General features: G+C 46.5%; 15 protein-coding genes. 11 read left to right on the top strand and 4 right to left on the bottom strand.

Annotation, left to right across the window (positions count from 1 at the left end; all coding sequences use genetic code 11):
- Window positions 1-5: 5 nt before the first annotated feature.
- From GKG41_RS18580 to GKG41_RS18555, 6 genes are all read left to right on the top strand, one after another.
- Window positions 6-983: an iron ABC transporter permease gene (locus GKG41_RS18580; protein ID WP_226903136.1), complete on the top strand. Its 978-nt coding sequence runs from the start codon at window positions 6-8 to the stop codon at window positions 981-983.
- The gene (locus GKG41_RS18575; protein ID WP_154261348.1) at window positions 980-1780 is read left to right on the top strand and encodes an ABC transporter ATP-binding protein; all 801 of its coding nucleotides are present in this window, start codon (window positions 980-982) and stop codon (window positions 1778-1780) included. The genes GKG41_RS18580 and GKG41_RS18575 overlap by 4 nt, the downstream gene beginning before the upstream one ends.
- Entirely contained in the window at window positions 1777-2622 is an 846-nt protein-coding gene (locus GKG41_RS18570) for a nitrogenase iron protein NifH (RefSeq protein ID WP_154261347.1), read from the top strand. Before GKG41_RS18575 ends, GKG41_RS18570 begins: the two co-directional genes overlap by 4 nt.
- Entirely contained in the window at window positions 2607-3560 is a 954-nt protein-coding gene (locus GKG41_RS18565) for a hypothetical protein (protein ID WP_154261346.1), read from the top strand. Before GKG41_RS18570 ends, GKG41_RS18565 begins: the two co-directional genes overlap by 16 nt.
- 166 nt (window positions 3561-3726) lie before the next feature.
- Window positions 3727-4323: an SOS response-associated peptidase family protein gene (locus GKG41_RS18560; RefSeq protein WP_154261345.1), complete on the top strand. Its 597-nt coding sequence runs from the start codon at window positions 3727-3729 to the stop codon at window positions 4321-4323.
- A 24-nt stretch (window positions 4324-4347) separates the two neighbouring features.
- On the top strand, window positions 4348-5166 hold the full coding sequence (locus GKG41_RS18555) for an alpha/beta hydrolase (RefSeq protein ID WP_154261344.1): 819 nt from the start codon (window positions 4348-4350) through the stop codon (window positions 5164-5166).
- 87 nt (window positions 5167-5253) lie between these two features.
- Here GKG41_RS18555 and GKG41_RS18550 read toward each other — a convergent pair whose 3' ends face one another.
- From GKG41_RS18550 to GKG41_RS18540, 3 genes are read right to left on the bottom strand one after another with little or no spacing between them, the layout of a single operon-like run.
- Entirely contained in the window at window positions 5254-6570 is a 1317-nt protein-coding gene (locus tag GKG41_RS18550; RefSeq protein WP_154261343.1) for a cytochrome c biogenesis protein/redoxin, read from the bottom strand.
- A gap of 35 nt (window positions 6571-6605) precedes the next feature.
- The gene (locus GKG41_RS18545; protein WP_154261342.1) at window positions 6606-7973 is read right to left on the bottom strand and encodes an FAD-dependent oxidoreductase; all 1368 of its coding nucleotides are present in this window, start codon (window positions 7971-7973) and stop codon (window positions 6606-6608) included.
- A 16-nt stretch (window positions 7974-7989) separates the two neighbouring features.
- Window positions 7990-8433, bottom strand: coding sequence for an Rrf2 family transcriptional regulator (locus GKG41_RS18540; protein ID WP_154261341.1), 444 nt, complete (start codon window positions 8431-8433; stop codon window positions 7990-7992).
- A 334-nt stretch (window positions 8434-8767) separates the two neighbouring features.
- On the opposite strand from GKG41_RS18540, the gene GKG41_RS18535 reads away from it, so the two are divergent.
- Together GKG41_RS18535 and GKG41_RS18530 are read left to right on the top strand one after the other, a co-directional pair.
- Entirely contained in the window at window positions 8768-10120 is a 1353-nt protein-coding gene (locus GKG41_RS18535; protein WP_154261340.1) for a nucleobase:cation symporter-2 family protein, read from the top strand.
- Between the two features lie 120 nt (window positions 10121-10240).
- On the top strand, window positions 10241-11194 hold the full coding sequence (locus GKG41_RS18530) for a 3'-5' exonuclease (protein ID WP_154261339.1): 954 nt from the start codon (window positions 10241-10243) through the stop codon (window positions 11192-11194).
- A gap of 23 nt (window positions 11195-11217) precedes the next feature.
- Here the strand turns inward: GKG41_RS18530 and GKG41_RS18525 are convergent, their stop codons facing one another.
- Window positions 11218-12660, bottom strand: coding sequence for a D-alanyl-D-alanine carboxypeptidase family protein (locus GKG41_RS18525; protein WP_154261338.1), 1443 nt, complete (start codon window positions 12658-12660; stop codon window positions 11218-11220).
- Between the two features lie 485 nt (window positions 12661-13145).
- On the opposite strand from GKG41_RS18525, the gene ileS reads away from it, so the two are divergent.
- The 3 genes from ileS (at window position 13146) to GKG41_RS18510 (ending at window position 21900) form a co-directional block, all read left to right on the top strand.
- Window positions 13146-16256, top strand: a complete 3111-nt coding sequence (gene ileS, locus GKG41_RS18520) for an isoleucine--tRNA ligase (protein ID WP_154261337.1) — start codon at window positions 13146-13148, stop codon at window positions 16254-16256.
- Between the two features lie 159 nt (window positions 16257-16415).
- Complete coding sequence (locus tag GKG41_RS18515) at window positions 16416-18875, top strand: glycogen/starch/alpha-glucan phosphorylase (RefSeq protein WP_347563349.1); 2460 nt, start codon at window positions 16416-16418, stop codon at window positions 18873-18875.
- A 298-nt stretch (window positions 18876-19173) separates the two neighbouring features.
- Window positions 19174-21900 (top strand): hypothetical protein, encoded by a 2727-nt coding sequence (locus tag GKG41_RS18510; RefSeq protein WP_154261335.1) that lies wholly within the window; start codon window positions 19174-19176, stop codon window positions 21898-21900.
- Window positions 21901-21907 lie beyond the last annotated feature (7 nt).

Here is a 21907-nt window from a genome sequence, read left to right as displayed (position 1 = left end):
CAGCAATGGCGGCAGGAACAGCACTTCTTGCAGTGACTGCCGCTGGGATGGGAAGATACCATATTGATCCGGTTACCGTTGTCAAAATACTGTTGTCAAAGGCGGTATCCCTGCCGGTATCCTGGGATGCGCAGGCTGAAAGTGTGGTGTGGACACTTCGGCTGCCCAGAATACTTACTGCCCTTATGGTGGGAGGGGCGCTCTCTCTTTCGGGAGCTGCTTATCAGGGAGTATTTAAAAATCCCCTGGTAGCTCCGGATATGCTGGGTGTCTCCTCCGGTGCGTGTGCAGGGGCCTCTTTGGCTATATTATTCGGCGGAAATTCTATAATTGTTCAAGTGGCTGCCTTTGCCGGGGGGATTCTGGCAGTAGGGATTGCTACACTGATTCCGAAGGTAGTGAAGAATTCTTCTATGATGACGCTGGTGCTGGCCGGCGTTATTATCAGTGGGTTTATGAATTCTATTCTGGGACTTTTGAAGTATCTTGCAGATCCGGAGACACAGCTGGCATCCATCACCCACTGGCAGCTGGGAAGTCTGGCTGATTCGGTGTGGAGGGATATTGTGTGGGTGGGTCCCCCGGTTGCAGCGGCAGCAGGCATACTGATTATTTTGAGATGGAGGGTAAATCTTCTGTCCCTGGGCGAACAGGAAGCAAAGACCCTTGGGGTTTCTATTGGAAGAACCAGAGGGCTGATTATCATATGTGCGACGGTGCTTACTGCAAGTGCAGTATGTATCAGCGGAACTATCGGGTGGATTGGGCTTGTTATCCCCCATTTCAGCCGGATAATATCCGGAGCAGATAACTGCAGGGTAATCCCGGTATCAGGGGTGCTGGGGGCTGCTTTTTTGCTGCTGGTTGATACACTGGCCAGAATTCTGACAAGTGCGGAGCTTCCATTAAGTATATTAACCGGACTCATTGGGGCACCCTTTTATTTTTACCTGCTGATGAAACAAAGGATGGAGTTATCATGAAGTTAGAAATTAAGGACGTATCCTTTTCTTATGGAAAAGACAGAATTCTTTTTAAAAATGTATCTTTTACTCTGGACAAGGGAAGGATTTTTTCTGTCCTGGGGGCTAATGGAGCGGGAAAATCAACACTTTTAAAATGTATTGCCAATCTGCTCAGACCCTGCAGAGGAGAAATTTGTCTTGACGGTGTTTCTCTGCACAGGATGGAACAGAGAGAGGTTGCCAGAAAAATCGGATATGTACCTCAGACACACACAGCTGCATACGGTTATCTGGTCCGTGACTTTGTAGTTATGGGCCGGGCTCCTTATCTGAGAGCATTTGAAAAACCTTCAGGAGAAGAATATCGCATGGCGGAGGAAGTGTTGGAGGAAATGGAGATCATCCATCTGGCAGATCGGCCTTACACGGAGCTGAGCGGCGGTGAGGCCCAGAAGGTAATGATTGCAAGAACTATCGTCCAGCAGCCGGATATTATTCTTATGGATGAACCTACCAACCATCTGGATTATGGGAATCAAATGCGTATGATGAAGATGATTATGAAGCTTGCCGGGAAAGGGTTCGGCATTTTGATGACAAGCCATATGCCTGATCATGTCCTGCTTCTTGAGGGAGAGGTTGGGATCCTTAACGATGAGGGAGAGTTTATAACAGGAAAGGCAGCCGATATAATGACAGAGGACAATCTGAGCCGGTTGTACAGGGCCAAACTGGACTTGGTCTTTATGGAAGAGTTAAACAGAAAAATTTGTATTTGTAAGGATGTCTGTGATGATTACAGGGAGACAGTATGAGTGAGAAAACAAAAAGAATTGCTTTCTATGGAAAGGGAGGCATCGGAAAATCTACAATAGCATCTAATCTTTCAGCTGTTCTGGCGTCGGAGGGCAGAAAGGTTCTTCATATTGGGTGCGACCCGAAGGCTGACTCAACACGTCTGCTGATGGGGCGGAGAATTCCAACAGTTCTGGAACAGCAGCTGGAGCATCAGGGGACTATAAGGCGGGAGGATATTTTGTTTCAATCATCATGCGGGGTATGGTGTATAGAGGCCGGGGGACCCAGAGCAGGGCGCGGATGCGCCGGTATCGGAATTACTACAATGGCGGATACCCTGGACTGTCTGGGAATTCTAAAGGAGGATTGGGATGTGATTCTGTATGATGTGCTTGGTGACGTGGTTTGCGGGGGATTCGCAATGCCTATGCGCAAGCACTTTGTGGATAAGGTATATATCGTTACTTCGCCTGACTTTATGTCACTATATGCGGCAAACAATATCATGAGAGGAGTTGCTTCCTTTGCATACGGGGGTGTCAGAATGGGCGGTCTGGTTCTGAATCACTTGAAAGGTGTCTCAGAGGAAGAACCTGTAAGAAGGTTTTCAGAACTCACAGGGGCTGAAATCTGTGCCCGCCTGGAGGAATCTGTTCAGATCAAGGCGGCGGATTACCGGCAGGAGCTATTGCAGGAACGGTACCCTAAGACACCTGTGTGCCGGGTTCTGGAAGATCTGGCGGCAGATATCATAGCAGGGAGAAGCATGGATGCTGTCAGGCCCCTGAGCGAGCTGGAAATGGATGAATTCCGGCAGGAAATCAGCAAAATAGGAGTAGAATTATGGGAGAGATTATAGAAATACTTAAAATGGAAGGGGAAAATGCGGAGGGCAGATGTTCTGCAGCCAGGCGTATTCTCCAGACAGACGGAGTGGCACTAGTCGCATCAGGGACTTACGGATGCATCAGGAGCCTTTATACAATTGCCAGGGAACTGAACCGGCTGGAACAGTTCTTTTTTTGTTATATCACTCCATGGGAATATGGAGGAGGGCAGCAGGACAGTAAGATTAGAGCGTGTGTCCAGAAAGCACTTCTTACGGAGGGGATTCGGGCGGTTATTCTCTATCCCTCCTGTATGGAGGTATTGACCGGGTGGACACAGGATGGGCTGGAAGGGGAACTGGAGAACCCCCAGGGGATCCCTGTGTATACTCTTTTCCGGGGACCTATGGTGAAACGGCGGATCTCCGTTATGGAGGAATTGGAGAAGATACTTAAACAGATTCCTTCCGAATGGGTAGGACAGAAATTATGCTCCGGCCGCATGGAGTTTGTGCCGCAGAGGCCAGACTACAGCGGTATTCTGGACATACTTTCTTACTACGACTGCCAGGCATATCTGCTGACCCCCGGGGGATGTGCTTCCTGTACAGACAGCGTACTTTACACCCGTATCTGCGATGTACAGCTAAATGGACATTTGGAATATGATATAAGCAGAGCCATAGGAGAGACTGCCCAAAACAATAAATTGTGCTGTATCCTGGGAACTCCCCCTTTGTATATGGCAGGTGTTGACTTTGAGGAAATAGTTTCTTTGCTGGGGGATATGGGAATACAAGGGATATATCTGGGCAATACAGGATTTGCGCCTGCTGTTGAGGGTGCGTCCAAGGCTATGCTGAAGCTGGGACAGATGTTTGCGGAAAAATATTCACGGGGTTTGGGAAACTTAAAATCCGAGAGAGTTAACCTTCTGGAGCATGATTCTGCTTTACGGGAAAGGAATTAGAGAAAAAAATCTGCCGGGGGAGGAGTATATCTGGATTGCGGGAGAAGGCGGAGGTCTGCCAGAAGGAACTTTCCGGGTTCAGAAGGATTGCCGTTGCATCAGAGTATGAAAATTGCTTATAATAAGTAAAGGTACCCGGCAGAATTAAAAAATGGAGGAACCTTTCATGTGCGGCAGATATTATATTGATGAAGATATGGTTGAAGAGATTCTTAAAGTGGTCAGGTATGCAGACCGCAGGCTCAGAGAGTGGAGGGGAGCCAGGGATGTGTATCCCAATCAGGCGGCTCCCGTAGTGACAGGGAGGGAAGAGGAACTGTCAGGGGAGATATTTGTCTGGGGATTTCCGGGATATCAGGGAAAAGGAGTGATTTTTAATGCACGCCAGGAGTCTGCGTATGAAAAGAAGATGTTCCGGGGAAGTATGGAACAGCGGCGCTGTGTAATTCCGGTCAGCAGCTTCTATGAGTGGGACAGGCACAAGAATAAATTCACTTTTACAAGAGATGGGGACAGAGTCATGTACCTGGCGGGGTGTTATAACTCGTACCAGGGAGAGGAAAGATTTGTAATTCTGACAGATGAGGCCAATGCATGTATGAAGCCCGTACATGACAGAATGCCTCTGGTTCTGGAGCGGGAAGAAATTAGGGACTGGATATTTTCCAGGGAGAAGGCCGCTGTAATACAGAAAAGAAAATCACTGGATTTGCAGAGGGTGAGCGGGTATTACCAGGAGCGGCTCCCTCTGGATATGAGATAAGATTGTAGGGAAAGGGAGATTTATATGATACACGAACGCATGGAAATTAAAGTGCCGGATGCATCGGATACGGCTGTACTTTATACTTATCTGTGGAGCAACTCTGAAGAATTGTATAATGGGCTGACACGCCCGGTGATACTTATATGTCCCGGCGGCGCCTACGCTATGACTTCAGACCGGGAAGCGGAGGGGATCGCCTTAAAGTTTATGGCCATGGGATACCATGCCGCTGTCCTCCGTTATTCTGTGGCGCCGGCAGTATATCCCACAGCACTTCTGCAGGCGGCCGCTGCAGTACAGATCCTCAGAGAGAGGGCAAAAGAATGGTATATTGATCCCGATAAAATTATTGTTCAGGGTTCTTCCGCCGGGGGGCATCTGGCGGCCAGTCTCGGAGTATTCTGGAAAAAGAAAGAGTTATGGAAATTGCTGGGCACGGATGCCTGGTTGACGAAACCTAATGGGCTGATTCTCAGCTATCCTGTTATAACCTCCGGCGTTTACGGGCACAGGGAGAGTTTCCGCAATCTTTTGGGAGGCTCCGGTAATGAACTGGAACGGGAGATGTCACTGGAACTGCAGGTAGACCGGGATACTCCGAAAACTTTTATCTGGCACACCTTTGAAGATCAGACGGTACCGGTAGAGAACTCTCTGCTTTTTGTAGAGGCATTAAGAAGAAATGGAATACCAACCGAGTTTCACCTCTTCCCCAGGGGGATTCATGGACTGGGTACTGCAGGAAGGTTGTCAATGAGCATGGACGGGAGAGGGATCCAAAAAGAATGCGAAATTTGGATGCAGCTGGCCGGGGCTTGGGTGGATACAATGATACCCTAGACACATGCAAAGACTAATGCATTATCAATGTGCCCAGGGTCTGTAATTTCTGCATCACGCAGGTTATTATTTATTATAGAAGAACTTCTATTCGCCGTCCATTGTCTGCTTTACGATACTTTCCATAATATCCGCAGTGATGGCGCCGCTCACATATCCGTATACGTTTCCCTCCTTGTCTATCATAAAAGTGGTTGGGAAGGAGCTGATCCCGTAAGCGCTGAAAACATCCCCCGTAGTATCCATAGCAACGGGATAAGTATATCCGTTTTCACTCAAAAACCCGGCCACTTTCTCCTGGGTCTCATCCTGGTTGTTGGGATGATCGTTGGTCTTGGGATTGGCTACTCCAAGTACAATAAGATCTTCTTTATTTTCCCCGTATGTTTCGTAGAGGGCCTGAATATCCGGCATCTCCTGGCGGCAGGGCGGACACCAGGTCGCCCAAAAGTTCAGAAATACAGTTTTTCCTTTATAATCGGAGAGCTTGTGGGTTTCTCCGTTCTGATCCACCAGGGTAAAGTCAGGTGCAGGTGTTTTTTCTTCTTTATTTTCCTCTGCTTCTGCAGTGTCAGAAGTATCTGAGTCAGAGACAGAATGATTATCTTTATCTTCTCCGTCGGAATCTTTTTTCTCCGCAGCCGGCTGCTCTGTTTGTGTCTGGGCAGATGTTCCCTGAGAGGACAGGTAACTGGTAATGCCGTTCATCATTCCCGTGAGAGTCATAATACCCATAAATACCAGCAGAATTCCGCCTACTTTAACCGTATACTGAACTACTTTCTGATATTTGCGGAAGAATCCCAGGACTGCACCGGTGAACAGACCCACTGCTAAGAATGGGATGACAAACCCCAGGGTATAAACACCGATAAGAAGCATACCTGCCTGTGAAGATCCTGAAGAGGAAGCCATTAAGAGGACACTGCCCAGAGTAGGGCCTACGCATGGTGTCCATGCGAAGCTGAAGGTAAATCCCAGAATTAAAGCTGTTACAGGATTCATACTCCAGCGGTTCAGCTGGAAGGGAAGTCTGTGTTCACGGTCCAGCTTTTTAGATCTTCCGAAGAGACCCAGTTGGTAAAGACCAAAGAATATCATAACAATTCCGCTGATTCTGGCAAACCAGATGCGGTTATCACTGAAGAATCTGCCCAGGGAGGTAACCCCCATACCCAGCAGGAAGAAAGTAAAGCTGATGCCGATTACAAAGAAGAGAGTGTTTAACATTACCTTTTTCCTGGGATAAAAAATACGTCCCTGATCATCTACTCTCTTTGCTCCTCCGGCCAGGTAGCTGATATACAGCGGAACCAGCGGAAGAACACAGGGCGAGAAAAAGCTTAAAAGACCCTGTAAAAATACGGTCAGTACAGGAATACTGGTTTCAACTGAAAAGCCCATAGTTACCTCCTAATTCATATTTGTATGCAGGTATCTCAAATGCCTGCCAATAAGTCATTGATAGCCTCACTCATAGTTGGATGAGTATAGATACTGTCCCTCAGCACTGTGTAGGGGAGATGTGCATCTATGGCTAGTTTGAAAATCTGAATCATCTCATGGGACTCTGTGCAGAATAAATGAGCACCCAGAATAAGTCCGGATTGGGCATCCACAATTACTTTCAAAAGCCCTGTCTGTTTATTCAGAATCTGCGCCTTCGGTACAGCGGCTGCCGGCAATTTGGCAATCATGATTTCATGGCCCTGTTCTCTAGCCTCCTGTTCCGTAAGTCCTACTCTGGAAAATGGTGGATCCAGGAAGACAGAATAGGGTATCTCACCCCGGTTTTTTGTGGTTCTTTCCCCATTGCCTAATATCTGTGACTTTACAATGCGGGAGTCATCCAAAGAGATATAAGTAAACTGAAGCCCTCCGGCAACATCTCCCATGGCCCAGATATTGGGGTTGGAGGTTCTCAGCCTGTCATCGGTGAGGACAGCGCCTCTGGGAGTAAGTGAAACCCCTGCGTTTTCTGGCTGAAGTTCCTGGATATTAGGACGGCGTCCAGTGGCAACCAGGACGGCCTGGGCGGTGAGAGTCTGAGTGCCTTCTTTTGTCTTAACAGATACAACAGCATGATCCTTACCGGCATCCACAGAGGCTACAGAGGCATTGGGCAGCAGAAGGATTCCCCGCTCTTCGAAGCTTTTCAAAACAGCTTCCGCCACTTCTTCATCTTCTCTTGGCATAAAACGATCTTTATCCTGGATGACAGTTACTTTGGCACCGAAATTCGTGTAGTAGGAAGCAAATTCCAATCCAATATATCCAGCCCCAATAATGACAAGATGACTGGGAAGGGTATCAAGCTCCATTAAAGTTTGGCTTGTATATACATAAGGGTTTCCCTCTATGCCGGGAAGCGGGGGAATAAACGGACGTGCGCCTGTATTAATGAAGAACCTTCTTCCCTTGATTAGTTCAGTCGTACCATCTGGTTTTGTCACAGCAATATGTTCTTTATCCTGAAAGCTGGCCTTTCCCAGAATTACATCCACACCAGCCCCCACTGCTTTCTGATAATTCTTTTCCCGGAGCATAGAGGTTAATCTCCGCTTTTCTTCCACAGCCCTGGCATAACGCTCTGCTTTTTCCTCAAAGGATCCACCCTGAACCGCTGACAATCTGGCGCTGTGCTCCAAGGATTTTGTGGGAATGCATGCTACATTAATACAGGTTCCTCCGTACATTTTGTCTGACTGTTCGATGATTGCAGCGGACTGTCCGCCGGCGGTCAGCGCTCCTGCCAAAGTTTTCCCGCCTTTTCCAAAGCCTATCATAATATTGTCATATTGTTTCATAAATACACCCCTTTTCTTATTCTTTATCCGTTTGCTGAGAGTTTTTCCGGCAATTAAAGATTCTGGAATCCAGATCCTGAATCGTTATTCTGCTGAGCTTCTCCAGACAATCCTGGTTCAGATCCTGGAAAATCTCATCCATAAGGTCACCCATCCCGGAAGCTACCAGGCAGTCCATATCTATACTGCCGCTTCTCCATGAAGTTTCCACAAATTTTAGGTCAAGGGCTTCCGCAATATCTGCCAATGAGACGCAGGATGGATCCCCCTGAAAGGAATACCCACCCACAGTTCCTTCTTTAGTTAGTACCAGGTTCTTCTTCTTTAGCTTTGCCATTACCTTTCTTACCCGTGCGGGGTTGGTGCAGATATTGTCTGCCAGCTCATCACTGGACAGCTGACACTTCTTATGGTTCAGATAGACCATCCCGTGTACGGCAACACAAAAATCACTATTCATTTTTCGCTCTCCTAACTGTAATAAAATTAATTACATTTAATACTGTAACTATATCATATACAATTATAGATGTCAACATAGAATATGGCATTTATTTTGAGCGCCGGCCATTAATGGAGGAATCCGTATCATTTCACTATTATATAATGGAAAATAAAAGGATTTTATGCAGGCTGACGAAGAGGAAGTAAAGAAAACCTAAAAATTTTTGTATTTTATAAGAAAAAATACAAAAATATTTGTAGTATTGTATAAAATGTGATACAATGTTAATAAACGTAACTGCTAATGGGTTGTTAAGGGTAATTGAAAAATGTATTGGGGGATTTCTATCATGGAAAAAGCAAGGATAGGACAAGGAAGCATTTTTGAACTGGATGGTGTGCCCAGTTTAAAACAGGCAGTGCCGCTGGCGCTGCAGCATGTTGTAGCAATGATCGTGGGGTGTGTGACCCCGGCTCTTATTGTTTCGGGAGCGGTAAGCGGGGGCGGGCTGAACAGTGCGGATAAGGTAATATTGGTTCAGGCAGCTCTGTTTGTGTCAGCTATCTCTACTCTGCTGCAGCTCTTTCCCATCGGGAAGAGGCAGAAGTTTGCCATTGGTGCGGGGCTGCCAGTGATTATGGGGGTGAGCTTTGCATATGTGCCGAGTATGCAGGCCATTGCCGAGGGATTTGGGGTGGCCACCATCCTGGGGGCGCAGATTGTAGGCGGTGTGGTAGCTATTGTGGTAGGAGTGCTGGTAAAGAAAATCCGAAGGTTTTTTCCTCCGCTTATCACTGGTACGGTGGTATTTACCATTGGGCTTTCTCTGTATCCCACAGCCATTAATTACATGGCAGGTGGAGCAAACAGTGAAAATTATGGTTCCTGGCAGAACTGGCTGGTTGCCATCATCACCCTTATAGTGGTAACCGTACTAAACCATTTTGGCAAGGGGATTTTTAAGCTGTCATCTATACTTATCGGAATTATTGTAGGTTATATTGTATCTGCGTTTTTTGGTATGGTAAGCTTTGCCAGCGTAGCGGAAGCGGGGATTGTCCAGATGCCTAAGCTGATGCACTTCGGAATAAACTTTGAGATATCTTCCTGTGTAGCCATCGGACTTCTTTTTGGGATTAACTCCATCCAGGCCATCGGAGATTTTTCTGCCACCACCATCGGCGGTATGGACAGGGAGCCTCATGACAATGAACTGCAGAACGGGATTGTGGGGTATGGTGTTATGAATATTATAGGAGCAGTATTCGGAGGACTTCCCACAGCTACATATAGTCAGAACGTTGGTATCGTTACAACTACAAAGGTAATTAACCGCTGTGTGCTTGGGCTTGCTGCTGTAATCCTTGGGGTGGCAGGGCTGATACCAAAGTTTTCTGCTCTCCTTACAACGATTCCCCAGTGTGTTCTGGGTGGGGCCACTGTATCCGTATTTGCATCTATCGCTATGACGGGTATGAAGCTTGTGACCTCTGAGAAGATGACTTACCGGAATACTTCAATTGTAGGTTTGGCTGCTGCCCTCGGTATGGGGATCGCACAGGCCTCTGCCGCTTTATCCTCTTTTCCGGCATGGGTGACAACTATATTTGGCAAGTCTCCGGTAGTCATAGCTACTCTGGTTGCAGTCCTTTTGAACATTATTCTGCCAAAAGATAAAGAGGAGCAGCAAGCAGCAAATTGACTTTAGCCATGTATTCTGATAAAATCGAAAGCAGTTCACGATAACAGTGTTCCATTGGGGACGGGGGAAACCGGTTTTCCCCCGTCCCCAATGGGTATATCAGAAAATAGCAGGTAGCATATGGATTATATTGTTTTCGATTTGGAATGGAATCAGTGCCCCAATGGAAAGGATAAGGAAAATAAGCACCTTCCTTTTGAGATTATTGAAATAGGGGCAGTCAAATTAAATGAAAACCGGGAGACATCCCAAAGATTTCACCGGATTATCAAGCCTGTGGTATATGAACAGATGCACTTCAGAACGCAGGAGATTATCAGAATAGATAAGGAAAGTCTGAACCAGGGGGTGACCTTTCCCTCGGCACTCAGAGATTTTTTGGAGTGGTGCGGTCCGGACGCCTGTTTCTGTACCTGGGGGGCAATGGATCTCACAGAGCTTCAGCGGAATATGAAATTTTACGGACAGCTGGAGCTGCTGGAGGGGCCAGTGCGTTTTTTTGATGTGCAGAAGCTGTTCAGTATCTCTTACGAGGACGGGAAAAGCCGGAAATCCCTGGAGTATGCCACGGATTACCTTGAGATCCCAAAGGGAGAGGACTTTCACAGAGCCCTGGCAGATGCTTTTTATACGTCGGAGATATTAAAGCGCATCTCAGCGGACTGTATGTGGGCTAATTTCTCATTGGATACGTACCAGAATCCTAAGAAGAAGTCGGAGGAGATTCATATTGTCTATGAAAAATATGAGAAGTATGTGTCCAGAGAATTTCGAACCAAAGAAGATGCCATGAAGGACCGTGAAGTAGTGAGTACCAGATGCTTTGTGTGCGGAAAATCAGCGAAGAAAAAAATCCGGTGGTTCTCCATGAACACGAAGAATCATTTTTGTCTGGCTATATGCCCGGAACATGGATATCTGAAAGGGAAGATACGGATGAAGAAGACGGATGACGGGATGACTTATGTAGTAAAGACGCTAAAGCTCACCGACGAGGATGAGGCGAAGATGATTCGGGAAAAAAGGGAGCTGCTTCGCAGAAAGAGGAAGGTAAAAAGGCATCAGGGGAAATAATCCCCTGATGCAGATGCTGCTCTTTATTTTTTTCTTTTCCTTCGTCTCTTTTTTCTTCTTTTTATTCTAAGAATCAGCAAGATAATATAAAAGATAAGTATAAAACCCAGGATTCCCAGTACCGGATATTTCCAGGAGGGGAGTGCTTTGAACTTGGTGATGATATTGCCGTCAGTATGATCTGTAAGGGTGTCTGTCAGGAGATTCACAGCATTCTCAGGGCTTTGGGACGTAAGGACTGAGGACAGGGACAGAAGGCGCCTGGTGATTAGTTTAGAATTAAAATAGTACTCTGTCTCTTCCAGATTCTTTTTTATGGAAACCTGTTTGGTGAGGTTTTCTACCTGAATATCGCTGGGAATAACAGCATAAGCGTCATTTTGATATTCGCCAATGGTACCGGAGGCATGTTCCGAATAAAACTGGCGGTCGAAAGGCAGGAGGCGCACAGAGATCTGCTGTTTTTTCTGACACAGGGCAATCTTCTGGAAATTATTAAAACCATAGTCCAGGAGCAGAGCCGTGTCGGTGTAAACTGCATTGGCGTTCGTTTTTAGAGTAACGCAGATAAGTTCCATATCATTTCTGTCCGCAACGGTTACCAGGGTGTTGCCTGCATCTGTTGTATATCCTGTCTTTCCTCCGATGCATCCCTCATAGTGAAACTTTGTCTCACGGAGCATTTTGTGATGATTGTTCAGCCATCTTTCCTCGTCAGTGATATTAGTGGTAGGGATAATAAAGTGGTCTGTGCTCATAATAGACCGAAACGTTGGATTTTTCAGTGCGGCCTGGGTTATCAGAGCCATATCATAGGCGGTTGTATAATGCTCTTCATTATGGAGTCCGTTGGCATTGGAAAAGTGTGTGTTTTTGCATCCGATTTCCCGGGCCTTTTCATTCATCATCTCCACAAACCCTTCTATGCTGCCCCTCACATGCTCAGCAACGCCGTTAGAAACTTCATTGGCGGATGCAAGTAGGACTCCATAGAGGCACTGTTCCATGGTAAGAACTTCCCCTTCTTTGATCCCTATGTGTGTGCTTCCCTGTTCTATACTAAAGACTGCATTGTGGGAAAAGGTCACCTGTTCATCCATCCGGCTGTGTTCCAGGGCTACAAGAGCGGTCATGATTTTAGTGATGCTGGCTGGTTCCCGCTTTTCATCGATCCCTTTGGCATACAGTATGCAGCCTGAATCTGCTTCCATAACAATTGCGGTTTCTGCCTGTACCTGCGGGCCCTGGGGCCATCCCTCCGTCTCATTGGACTGTATGGGCCAGTTATAGCACTCAGGAAGGGCCGGCTGAGTAGGTGTATTCTCTGCGGTTCCGTCCTCTTGATTCACCGCAGCGTCTGCCTGGGTATCAGTCGGTGTTGCCAGCACATGGGATGCCGGGAAGCCTGCGGTCAGGGCAGTAATAATCAGGGCACAGCATAGTAACGGCCGTATCTTTTTCTTCATGGTATATCCTCGCTTTTGTAAAAATCTAAACCCATTATAGATGATTTTGTATTATATAGCAAATTTATTTCTTTCATACCTTGACAACTCATTCCTCAAGTAAGTATAATATATCGGAGAATATAGAAAAAACAATGACGGAGACAGTAGGTGGTTGCAAAAAGCCAAAGCGAGTCGGGGACGGTGAGAGCCTGATGCATAGTAACAGTCACTGAATATCACTCCAGAGTTTCCAGCGGAAATGACAGAAGTAAGAACTGGCAGAGTATGCGAAGACGGCTTTCCCCCGTTATCCGGAACGCGTATGTTAGTATGTGTAACAGGTGGTTAACGAAACCAGTGGCTTTCGTCCTATTACGGGACGGGAGCTTTTTTTGTTAATTAGGGACAGGGCAGAGTGAAATGGGGACACCCCAATCTGATTTTGGGACGTGTTCTTTCTAGAAAGAACACGTCCCCTTTTAAGAAAAGGAGGAATATATATCATGTATCAAAAGGTTTCTACGGATTTGAATTTTGTAGACAGAGAGAAGCAGACGGAAAAGTTTTGGGAAGAGAACCATATTTTTGAAAAGAGTATGAAAACTAAGAAGGATGGCCCTACGTATACTTTTTACGACGGCCCTCCTACAGCGAATGGAAAACCGCACATTGGCCATGTGCTGACACGCGTAATTAAGGATATGATCCCAAGATACCGCACTATGAAGGGATATATGGTTCCCAGAAAGGCAGGGTGGGATACTCACGGTCTTCCGGTGGAGCTGGAAGTGGAGAAGATGCTGGGGCTGGATGGCAAGGAACAGATTGAGGAATACGGTCTGGAGCCATTTATCAAGCATTGCAAAGAGAGTGTGTGGAAATACAAAGGAATGTGGGAGGACTTTTCCTCTACTGTGGGTTTCTGGGCTGATATGGACAATCCATATGTGACCTATCATGACTCTTTTATTGAATCTGAGTGGTGGGCCCTGAAGCAGATCTGGGAAAAGGGGCTGTTATACAAAGGATATAAGATTGTGCCTTATTGTCCGCGCTGCGGTACGCCTCTGTCCAGCCATGAGGTGGCACAGGGGTATAAGGATGTAAAAGAGCGTTCGGCTATTGTACGTTTTCAGGTGAAGGGGGAGGATGCCTACTTTTTGGCATGGACCACGACTCCGTGGACGCTCCCCTCTAATGTGGCGCTCTGTGTGAACCCTGAAGAGACCTATGTGAAGGTGCAAGCGGATCACCGTACGTATTATATGGCGGAAGCCCTGGTGGGAAAGGTACTGGGGGAAGATGCAAAAATCATAGAGACATATAAAGGCAGGGATCTGGAATATAAAGAGTATGAGCCTCTCTTCCCGTTTGTTAATCTGGAGAAAAAGGCATATTATATTACATGCGATACGTATGTAACCCTTACTGACGGTACGGGCGTGGTACACATTGCCCCTGCATTTGGTGAGGATGACGCCAATGTGGGCAGGAAATATGATCTTCCCTTTGTACAGCTGGTGGACGAGAAGGGCGAGATGACGAAAGAGACCCCCTGGGAAGGAACTTTCTGCAAACAGGCAGATCCTATGGTGTTAAAGGACCTGGAGGACAGAGGTCTTCTTTTTGAAGCTCCTCTTTTTGAGCACAGCTACCCCCACTGCTGGCGCTGTGATACTCCGCTGATCTATTATGCCAGAGAGTCCTGGTTCATAAAAATGACAGCAGTAAAAGAGGACCTGATCCGCAACAATAACACAATCAACTGGATTCCGGAGAGCATAGGAAAGGGGCGTTTCGGGGACTGGCTGGAGAATGTGCAGGATTGGGGAATCAGCCGTAACCGCTATTGGGGTACCCCTCTGAATATCTGGGAGTGTGAGTGCGGCCATATGCATTCCATCGGCAGTGTGGAAGAACTGAAATCCATGTCAGACAATTGTCCGGACGAGATTGAACTGCACCGCCCTTATATTGACGCAGTGACGATCCGCTGCCCGAAGTGCGGCAAAGAGATGCACAGGGTTCCGGAGGTTATTGACTGTTGGTTTGACTCAGGGGCCATGCCGTTTGCACAGCATCACTATCCCTTTGAAAATAAAGAGCTTTTTGAAGCACAGTTCCCTGCAGATTTCATCTCAGAGGCTGTGGATCAGACAAGAGGATGGTTCTACTCACTGCTTGCCATCTCCACGCTGATCTTTAATAAGGCGCCGTATAAAAATGTAATCGTACTGGGGCATGTCCAGGACGAAAAAGGACAGAAAATGAGCAAATCCAAGGGAAACGCAGTGGATCCCTTTAAAGCTCTGGAGCTGTATGGAGCAGACGCTATCCGCTGGTATTTTTATGTTAACAGTGCTCCATGGCTGCCGAACCGTTTCCATGGAAAGGCTGTGCAGGAGGGACAGCGTAAATTTATGGGTACTCTCTGGAATACCTATGCATTCTTTGTCCTGTATGCAAATATTGATGAATTTGATGCCACAAAATACAGCCTGGAATACGACAAGCTCTCAGTAATGGATAAATGGCTTCTCTCCAAGCTAAACACACTGATCCAGACAGTAGATGACAATCTTGCTAACTACAGAATCCCGGAAAGTGCCAGGGCGCTGCAGGATTTTGTGGATGATATGAGTAACTGGTATGTTCGCCGCAGCAGAGAGCGCTTCTGGGCAAAGGGAATGGAGCAGGATAAGATCAATGCGTATATGACCCTGTACACGGCTCTTGTAACGGTTTCCAAAGTAGCGGCCCCTATGATTCCGTTTATGACAGAAGAAATTTATCGGAACTTAGTCTGCAGCATTGACAGCGCCGCGCCCGAGAGCATCCACCTGTGCGACTTCCCTGTGGCTAACGTAGACTGGATTGATAAAGAATTAGAAAATAATATGGAAAATCTTCTTGACGTTGTAGTGCTGGGAAGAGCGTGCCGCAATACAGCTAATATCAAGAACAGACAGCCCATTGGAAAGATGTTTGTAAAAGCAGGATTCACCCTGCCGGAATTTTATCAGAACATTATAACCGATGAGCTGAATGTAAAGGAGATTGCGTTTACTCAAGATGTGAGAGACTTTACCTCCTATACCTTTAAGCCCCAGCTGAAAACAGTGGGACCAAAATACGGTAAATTACTGAACGGAATCCGCAAAGCCCTCACGGAGCTGGACGGAAATAAAGCAATGGATGAATTAAAGGCGGCAGGTGTCCTGGTGCTGGATATTGATGGAAATAAGGTGGAGCTTTCAGAGGAAGATCTGTTAATCGATACAGCCCAGACTGAAGGTTATGTATCGGAGTCCGATAATGAAGTAACAGTAGTTCTGGATACAAACTTGACACCGGAACTTATCGAGGAAGGCTTTGTACGGGAGATAATCAGCAAGATCCAGACCATGAGAAAAGAAGCCGGATTCGAAGTAATGGACAGAATCAATGTTTATATTTCCGACAATCTTGTGTTAGAAGGAATCATCCGCTGTCATGAAAGTGAGATTAAAGATGAGGTTCTGGCTGATCGGATTGTGTTAAATGAAATCAAAGGTTACGAAAAAGAGTGGAAAATCAATACAGAAGATGTTAGAATGGGCGTTGAAAGAGTGTAATGAATGAAATGACCCCGGAGGGTTCCCCCTCGGGGAATAGATTACCGAAGATGACATGGGTATCATACTCATGTCATTCTTGATAATGGAACCACACAGGACAGAGTATCATCTGTCCCGTATCAGAAGCATCTGATAGAAAGAGGAGGCGAAATAATGATTAGCAAACAGTTTGACAAAGAAACCTTTAAAGAAAGCGTAAAGAGCAATATAAGATCTCTGTACAGAAAGACCATGGATGAGGCAACGCCCCAGCAGATTTTCCAGGCAGTATCCTACGCAGTGAAAGATGTCATTATTGACAACTGGCTGAAATCCCAGAAACAGTTTGACAAAGAAGATCCCAAGATTGTCTATTACCTGTCCATGGAATTTTTGATGGGAAGGGCATTGGGCAATAATCTGTTAAACCTTACCGCGTATGACGAGGTGAAGGAAGCCCTGGAGGAGCTGGGATTTGATTTGAATGCCATAGAGGATGAGGAACCGGATCCTGCTTTGGGAAATGGAGGACTGGGCCGCCTGGCCGCCTGCTTCCTGGATTCCCTGGCTACTCTGGGTTATTGTGCCTACGGGTGCGGGATCCGCTACCACTACGGCATGTTCAAACAGGAAATTAAAGATGGATATCAGATTGAAGTTCCGGATGCCTGGCTGAAAGACGGCTATCCCTTTGAACTGCGCCGTCCCGAATATGCAAAGGAAGTAAAGTTCGGCGGCCATGTGAGAGTTGTGTATGATCCTTCAACAGGACGCAATGAGTTTGTACAGGAAGATTACCAGTCTGTTCGGGCAATTCCTTACGATCTCCCAATTGTAGGCTATAATAATCAGATTGTAAATACCCTCCGCATCTGGGATTCAGAGGCAATCAATGATTTCCAGCTGGATTCCTTTGATAAGGGAGACTACAGGAAAGCAGTAGAGCAGGAGAATCTGGCGCGCAACATTGTGGAGGTTCTCTACCCCAACGACAACCATTACGCAGGAAAAGAGCTGAGACTGAAACAGCAGTACTTCTTTATCTCGGCAAGCATTCAGGCGGCAGTGGAGAAGTTTAAGAAAAAACACGGAGATATTCACGAGCTTCCCAGTAAGGTAACCTTCCAGTTAAACGACACACACCCCACAGTAACTGTAGCGGAACTGATGCGTATTCTTGTGGACGAGGAAAAATTGTCCTGGGAAGATGCCTGGGATATCACCACAAGGACCTGTGCCTACACAAACCATACAATTATGGCGGAAGCACTGGAAAAATGGCCCATTGAACTGTTTTCACGGCTTCTCCCCAGGATCTACCAGATTGTGGAGGAGATCAACCGCCGTTTTCTGATCCAGATACAGCAGATGTATCCGGGCAACCAGGAAAAGATAAAGAAAATGGCTATAATTTACGACGGCCAGGTAAAAATGGCTCATCTTGCCATAGCCGGAAGCTATTCCGTAAACGGTGTGGCAAGACTGCATACAGAAATCTTAAAGAATAAGGAACTAAAGGATTTCTATGAAATGATGCCCCAGAAATTCAACAATAAGACAAATGGGATTACACAGAGGCGCTTTCTGCTTCACGGCAATCCCCTGCTGTCAGACTGGGTGACAAAGCATATCGGCAGAGACTGGATCACAGATCTCAGTCAGATCTCCAAGCTAAAAATCTATGCAGACGATGAAAAGGCCCAGCAGGAATTTATGAATATTAAGTACCAGAATAAGCTGCGTCTGGCAAAATATATTATGGAGCACAACGGAATTGAAGTGGATCCCAGGTCAATCTTTGACGTTCAGGTCAAGAGGCTGCACGAGTATAAACGCCAGCTGCTGAATATCCTGCATGTGATGTATCTGTATAATAAGATGAAGGAGCATCCGGAGCTGGATTTCTATCCGAGGACATTTATATTTGGGGCAAAGGCAAGCGCCGGTTATCACCGTGCGAAGCTAATCATCAAACTCATTAATTCTGTAGCGGATGTGGTAAACAATGATGCTTCCATCAAAGGGAAATTAAAGGTAGTATTCATAGAAAACTATCGGGTATCCAATGCGGAAATCATTTTTGCGGCGGCCGACGTCTCCGAACAGATATCCACGGCCAGCAAAGAGGCTTCCGGAACTGGCAATATGAAGTTTATGCTTAACGGAGCCCTGACCATTGGCACTATGGACGGGGCTAACGTAGAGATCGTGGAGGAAGTAGGGGAGGATAATGCATTTATCTTCGGCCTGAGCTCTGATGAGGTAATCAACTTCGAACAAAACGGAGGCTATGACCCTAATTTCTATTTCAATACAGATCCCGATATCCGTAATGTACTGATGCAGCTCATTAATGGGACCTTCTCCCCGAGGGATCCCGAGCGTTTCCGTGATTTATATAATTCACTGCTCAATACTAAGAGCAGCGATAAACCGGATACGTATTTTACACTGGCTGACTTCAAATCCTATGCCAGAGCCCAGGAAAAGGTGGAGGCTGCTTACAGAGACCAGAGGGGCTGGGCTAAAAGTGCAATTCTGAATACAGCCTCAAGCGGAAAGTTTTCTTCAGACCGGACCATCCAGGAATATGTGGATGAGATTTGGCATCTGGATAAGGTAGTGGTAGAAGACTAAAAGGGAACGGCATGTTCTCAACCTGCATATTTATAGAAGAAACTCAAATGTAAAGAATAAAAATGAGAAGCCTTCCGCACAAGGCTTCTCATTTTGCGTAATAGAATATAAAATCCAATTTATAGAAATTTAATATTCTTTTAGATCCTTTTAAAAGCCCTTAGTTCCGCCATGTAAACTCAATTTTCCACCCATTTACTTTGACAACATATTTCCGTTATGATAAACTTGAGACAACTATGGGATATCAGGTACTTTTACAGTAAGTGACGGTAAATACGAGTTAGAGGTGAATACATTGGATAAATATGAATATCGGGTTAAATTAGATCAAATCAATGACCTGGTTGATAATCAGGATTATGAGGGGGCACTGAAAATCTGCGAGACGATAGACTGGCGGCGGGTGAAAAGTGCTCGTACTTTGTGTATGGTAGGGGAGATTTATGAAGCCAATCACAAGTATGATGACAGCAGGGAGATTTTACTTCTGGCATATGAACGGGCACCTATTGGGAAATCTGTACTGTATCGTTTGGTAGAACTGGCGCTGAAGCTGAAGGATTTTGACGAAGCCGCAGGCTATTACGATGAGTTTGTAAAGCGGGCGCCCAATGATAATACAAAATATATATTAAAATATAAGATTTACAAGGCAAGGCGCGCTCCCATTGAAGATCAGATCGCAATTCTGGAGGAATATAAAAGCCGGGAATATACAGAGAGATGGGCGTACGAACTTGCAAGACTGTATGCAAAGGCTGGTATGAGGGAAAGATGTATTGAGGAGTGCGACGACCTGATCCTGTGGTTCAGCGAGGGACGTTTTGTAACAAAGGCCATGGAGCTGAAGATGAATTATGCACCTCTTACAAGAGACCAGCAGCAAAAGTATGACAACCGTTTCAAGACAAGAACGTACCTGGAAGAAAAGGCGGCGCTGGAGGCTAAGGCTCAGAAAAGAAAAGAGCCAGAGAAGAAAGAGGCTGCAGTGGAAGCGGCAGAGGAAGAGAAACCAGAGAAGAAAGAGACTCCCGTGGAGGAACCATCTCTTTTTGCTCCGGTCCGTGAAAACGCGGGAATTTTTCAGGAAAAGATCGCACAGGGGATCAGAGATGTATTCGGGGGCGGTCAAAAAGAGGAACCCCAGATTCAGGAAATTGCTGAGGAGAATACGCCGGAAGAAGGAGAGACAGAGCCGGATATTACGCAATACACGCCTTTTGAAGATACAAAGGACTATGTGGTCAAAGAGCTGGAGCCGGAAGACTTCAGCGGGTCACGGCCTGTGAGCGCAATCAACCTTTCTAATGCCATTAAGAAAGCGGCAGTAGCAGCCGAGACAGTTTCCCATGTAAAACCCGCAGCGTCAAAGCCTTTTGATGTGCCGGAATCCTTATCCGAGGAAGAAAAGACCAGGGGTGAGCTGGATTACAAGAATTATGACGTGGATATTGATGCCATACTTGCAGAGACAGCCAATAATCTGGCTCAGGAGATATCCTCCGGTTCTCTGGAGGAGGAGAGTCCGGCAGAGGAAAAAGAAAAGATTGATTTCGGAGAAACCAGGGCAGTTGTGATTCCTGAAGGGGAAGAAGCACCTGATACGATTCCAGTACCTGATGAGAGTATCGAGGCACCTGAGCAGAAGGAAGAAGCTGGGGAGGAAGCAGAATCCCAGGATACAGTGGAAGAGGATAGTCCAGAGAAAGAAGCTTCCAGGGAAGAGTCATCAGAAATAAGCGACATGGTTGAAGAGACTGCGGAGACGTGGGAAGAGATAAGCGGAGAATCCGCAACCGTGCAGGAGGATGCGCCGATAGAAGTTCCGGAGATGGCGGAGGCGTCCGTTGCCTCAGGGGAAACCGAGGAGAATATACAGGAGCCCGCAGAGCCGGAGGAAAAAATCCGGAAAGTACCCACAGATCAGCCAGGTACCTGGACGCCAATAGATACTCCAAATCCAGAGGTCATAGTTCCCCTTGAGGCATCTGCCGGGGAAAGTACTGAGGAGGAGATTTTCCGGCTGCCTGACGACTTACTGTCAGATACAGTCCCTGTATTCTCAGGGCCCGAAGAGGATAATGGAGAGGACCTTGGAATCACCATCAACCTTGAGGAAGAGCTTCAGAAGGAGCCGGAGCCTGAGGAACACGGGCAGGAAGAAGCGGAATCCTTTGATTTTACAGATGTAGATAAAGAAGATTTTGTATTTCCTGAGGATATTGAGAAGGATAGGGACGAAGAGGGAGATCTGCTTCGCCACCACCTTACAAAGGAAGAAGAAAAGCGGATTTTTACGTATTTTCAGCAGATTCCCGGAATTAAGGAACAGATAAAAGAGGCCCTGGACGCAGCACAGGAGGCAGCGTGGGACAAAACCTCCAAGACAGGAAATCTTATTATTGTTGGAAGACCGGGTGCTGGAAAGACTAGATTATGTCAGAGTATTGTCAAAGCCATCTGTAAAGAGCGCAGGATGGAGGCGGCGAAAACTGCGAACATAGAAGGTGCTAAGTTAAATGAAAAAGATCCGGTAAGCATTGTATCCAAGCTGTCCGGAGGGTTCTTAATTATAGAAAATGCAAGTGAGATGAACCAGGATACAGTAACTAAGCTGTCAAAGGCTATGGACTTCCGGACGGACGGACTTACTGTGATTCTGGAGGGGCAGAAAAAACCCATGAGAGAATTTTTGGAACAGTACCCTGTTTTTGCCGAGAAGTTTGCAGCGACTGTTACAATCCCTGTTTTTACTAACGATGAACTTGTCTCTTTTGCCAGAACCTATGCAAAGGAGCTGGGATATAAGATGGATGAGATGGGTGTGCTGGCACTTTATACCATGATTGGAGACAATCAGGATGAAGACGAGCCAATCACTGTATCTCAGGTAAAAGATATGGTTGACGGGGCAATCTACCATGCGGAGCGGGGAACGCGAAGACTGGGAAGGAAGATTTCCAAACGTCATGTAGATGAGGACAACAGAATTATCCTCTATGAAAAAGATTTTGATATATAAGGAGCAT

The sequence above is a fragment of the Lactonifactor sp. BIOML-A5 genome, from assembly GCF_009677585.1.
Lineage (GTDB): Bacteria > Bacillota > Clostridia > Lachnospirales > Lachnospiraceae > Lactonifactor.
The sequence above is the reverse complement of the archived record's forward strand: the minus strand, read 5'-3'. Positions and strand labels throughout refer to the sequence as shown.

Excerpts from the sequence above, each read along its gene's own strand:
- GKG41_RS18580 (WP_226903136.1), top strand. The coding sequence starts at position 6 with ATGGCGGCAGGAACAGCACTTCTTGCAGTGACTGCCGCTGGGATGGGA.
- GKG41_RS18575 (WP_154261348.1), top strand. The coding sequence starts at position 980 with ATGAAGTTAGAAATTAAGGACGTATCCTTTTCTTATGGAAAAGACAGA.
- GKG41_RS18570 (WP_154261347.1), top strand. The coding sequence starts at position 1,777 with ATGAGTGAGAAAACAAAAAGAATTGCTTTCTATGGAAAGGGAGGCATC.
- GKG41_RS18565 (WP_154261346.1), top strand. The coding sequence starts at position 2,607 with ATGGGAGAGATTATAGAAATACTTAAAATGGAAGGGGAAAATGCGGAG.
- GKG41_RS18560 (WP_154261345.1), top strand. The coding sequence starts at position 3,727 with ATGTGCGGCAGATATTATATTGATGAAGATATGGTTGAAGAGATTCTT.
- GKG41_RS18555 (WP_154261344.1), top strand. The coding sequence starts at position 4,348 with ATGATACACGAACGCATGGAAATTAAAGTGCCGGATGCATCGGATACG.
- GKG41_RS18550 (WP_154261343.1), bottom strand. The coding sequence starts at position 6,570 with ATGGGCTTTTCAGTTGAAACCAGTATTCCTGTACTGACCGTATTTTTA.
- GKG41_RS18545 (WP_154261342.1), bottom strand. The coding sequence starts at position 7,973 with ATGAAACAATATGACAATATTATGATAGGCTTTGGAAAAGGCGGGAAA.
- GKG41_RS18540 (WP_154261341.1), bottom strand. The coding sequence starts at position 8,433 with ATGAATAGTGATTTTTGTGTTGCCGTACACGGGATGGTCTATCTGAAC.
- GKG41_RS18535 (WP_154261340.1), top strand. The coding sequence starts at position 8,768 with ATGGAAAAAGCAAGGATAGGACAAGGAAGCATTTTTGAACTGGATGGT.
- GKG41_RS18530 (WP_154261339.1), top strand. The coding sequence starts at position 10,241 with ATGGATTATATTGTTTTCGATTTGGAATGGAATCAGTGCCCCAATGGA.
- GKG41_RS18525 (WP_154261338.1), bottom strand. The coding sequence starts at position 12,660 with ATGAAGAAAAAGATACGGCCGTTACTATGCTGTGCCCTGATTATTACT.
- ileS (WP_154261337.1), top strand. The coding sequence starts at position 13,146 with ATGTATCAAAAGGTTTCTACGGATTTGAATTTTGTAGACAGAGAGAAG.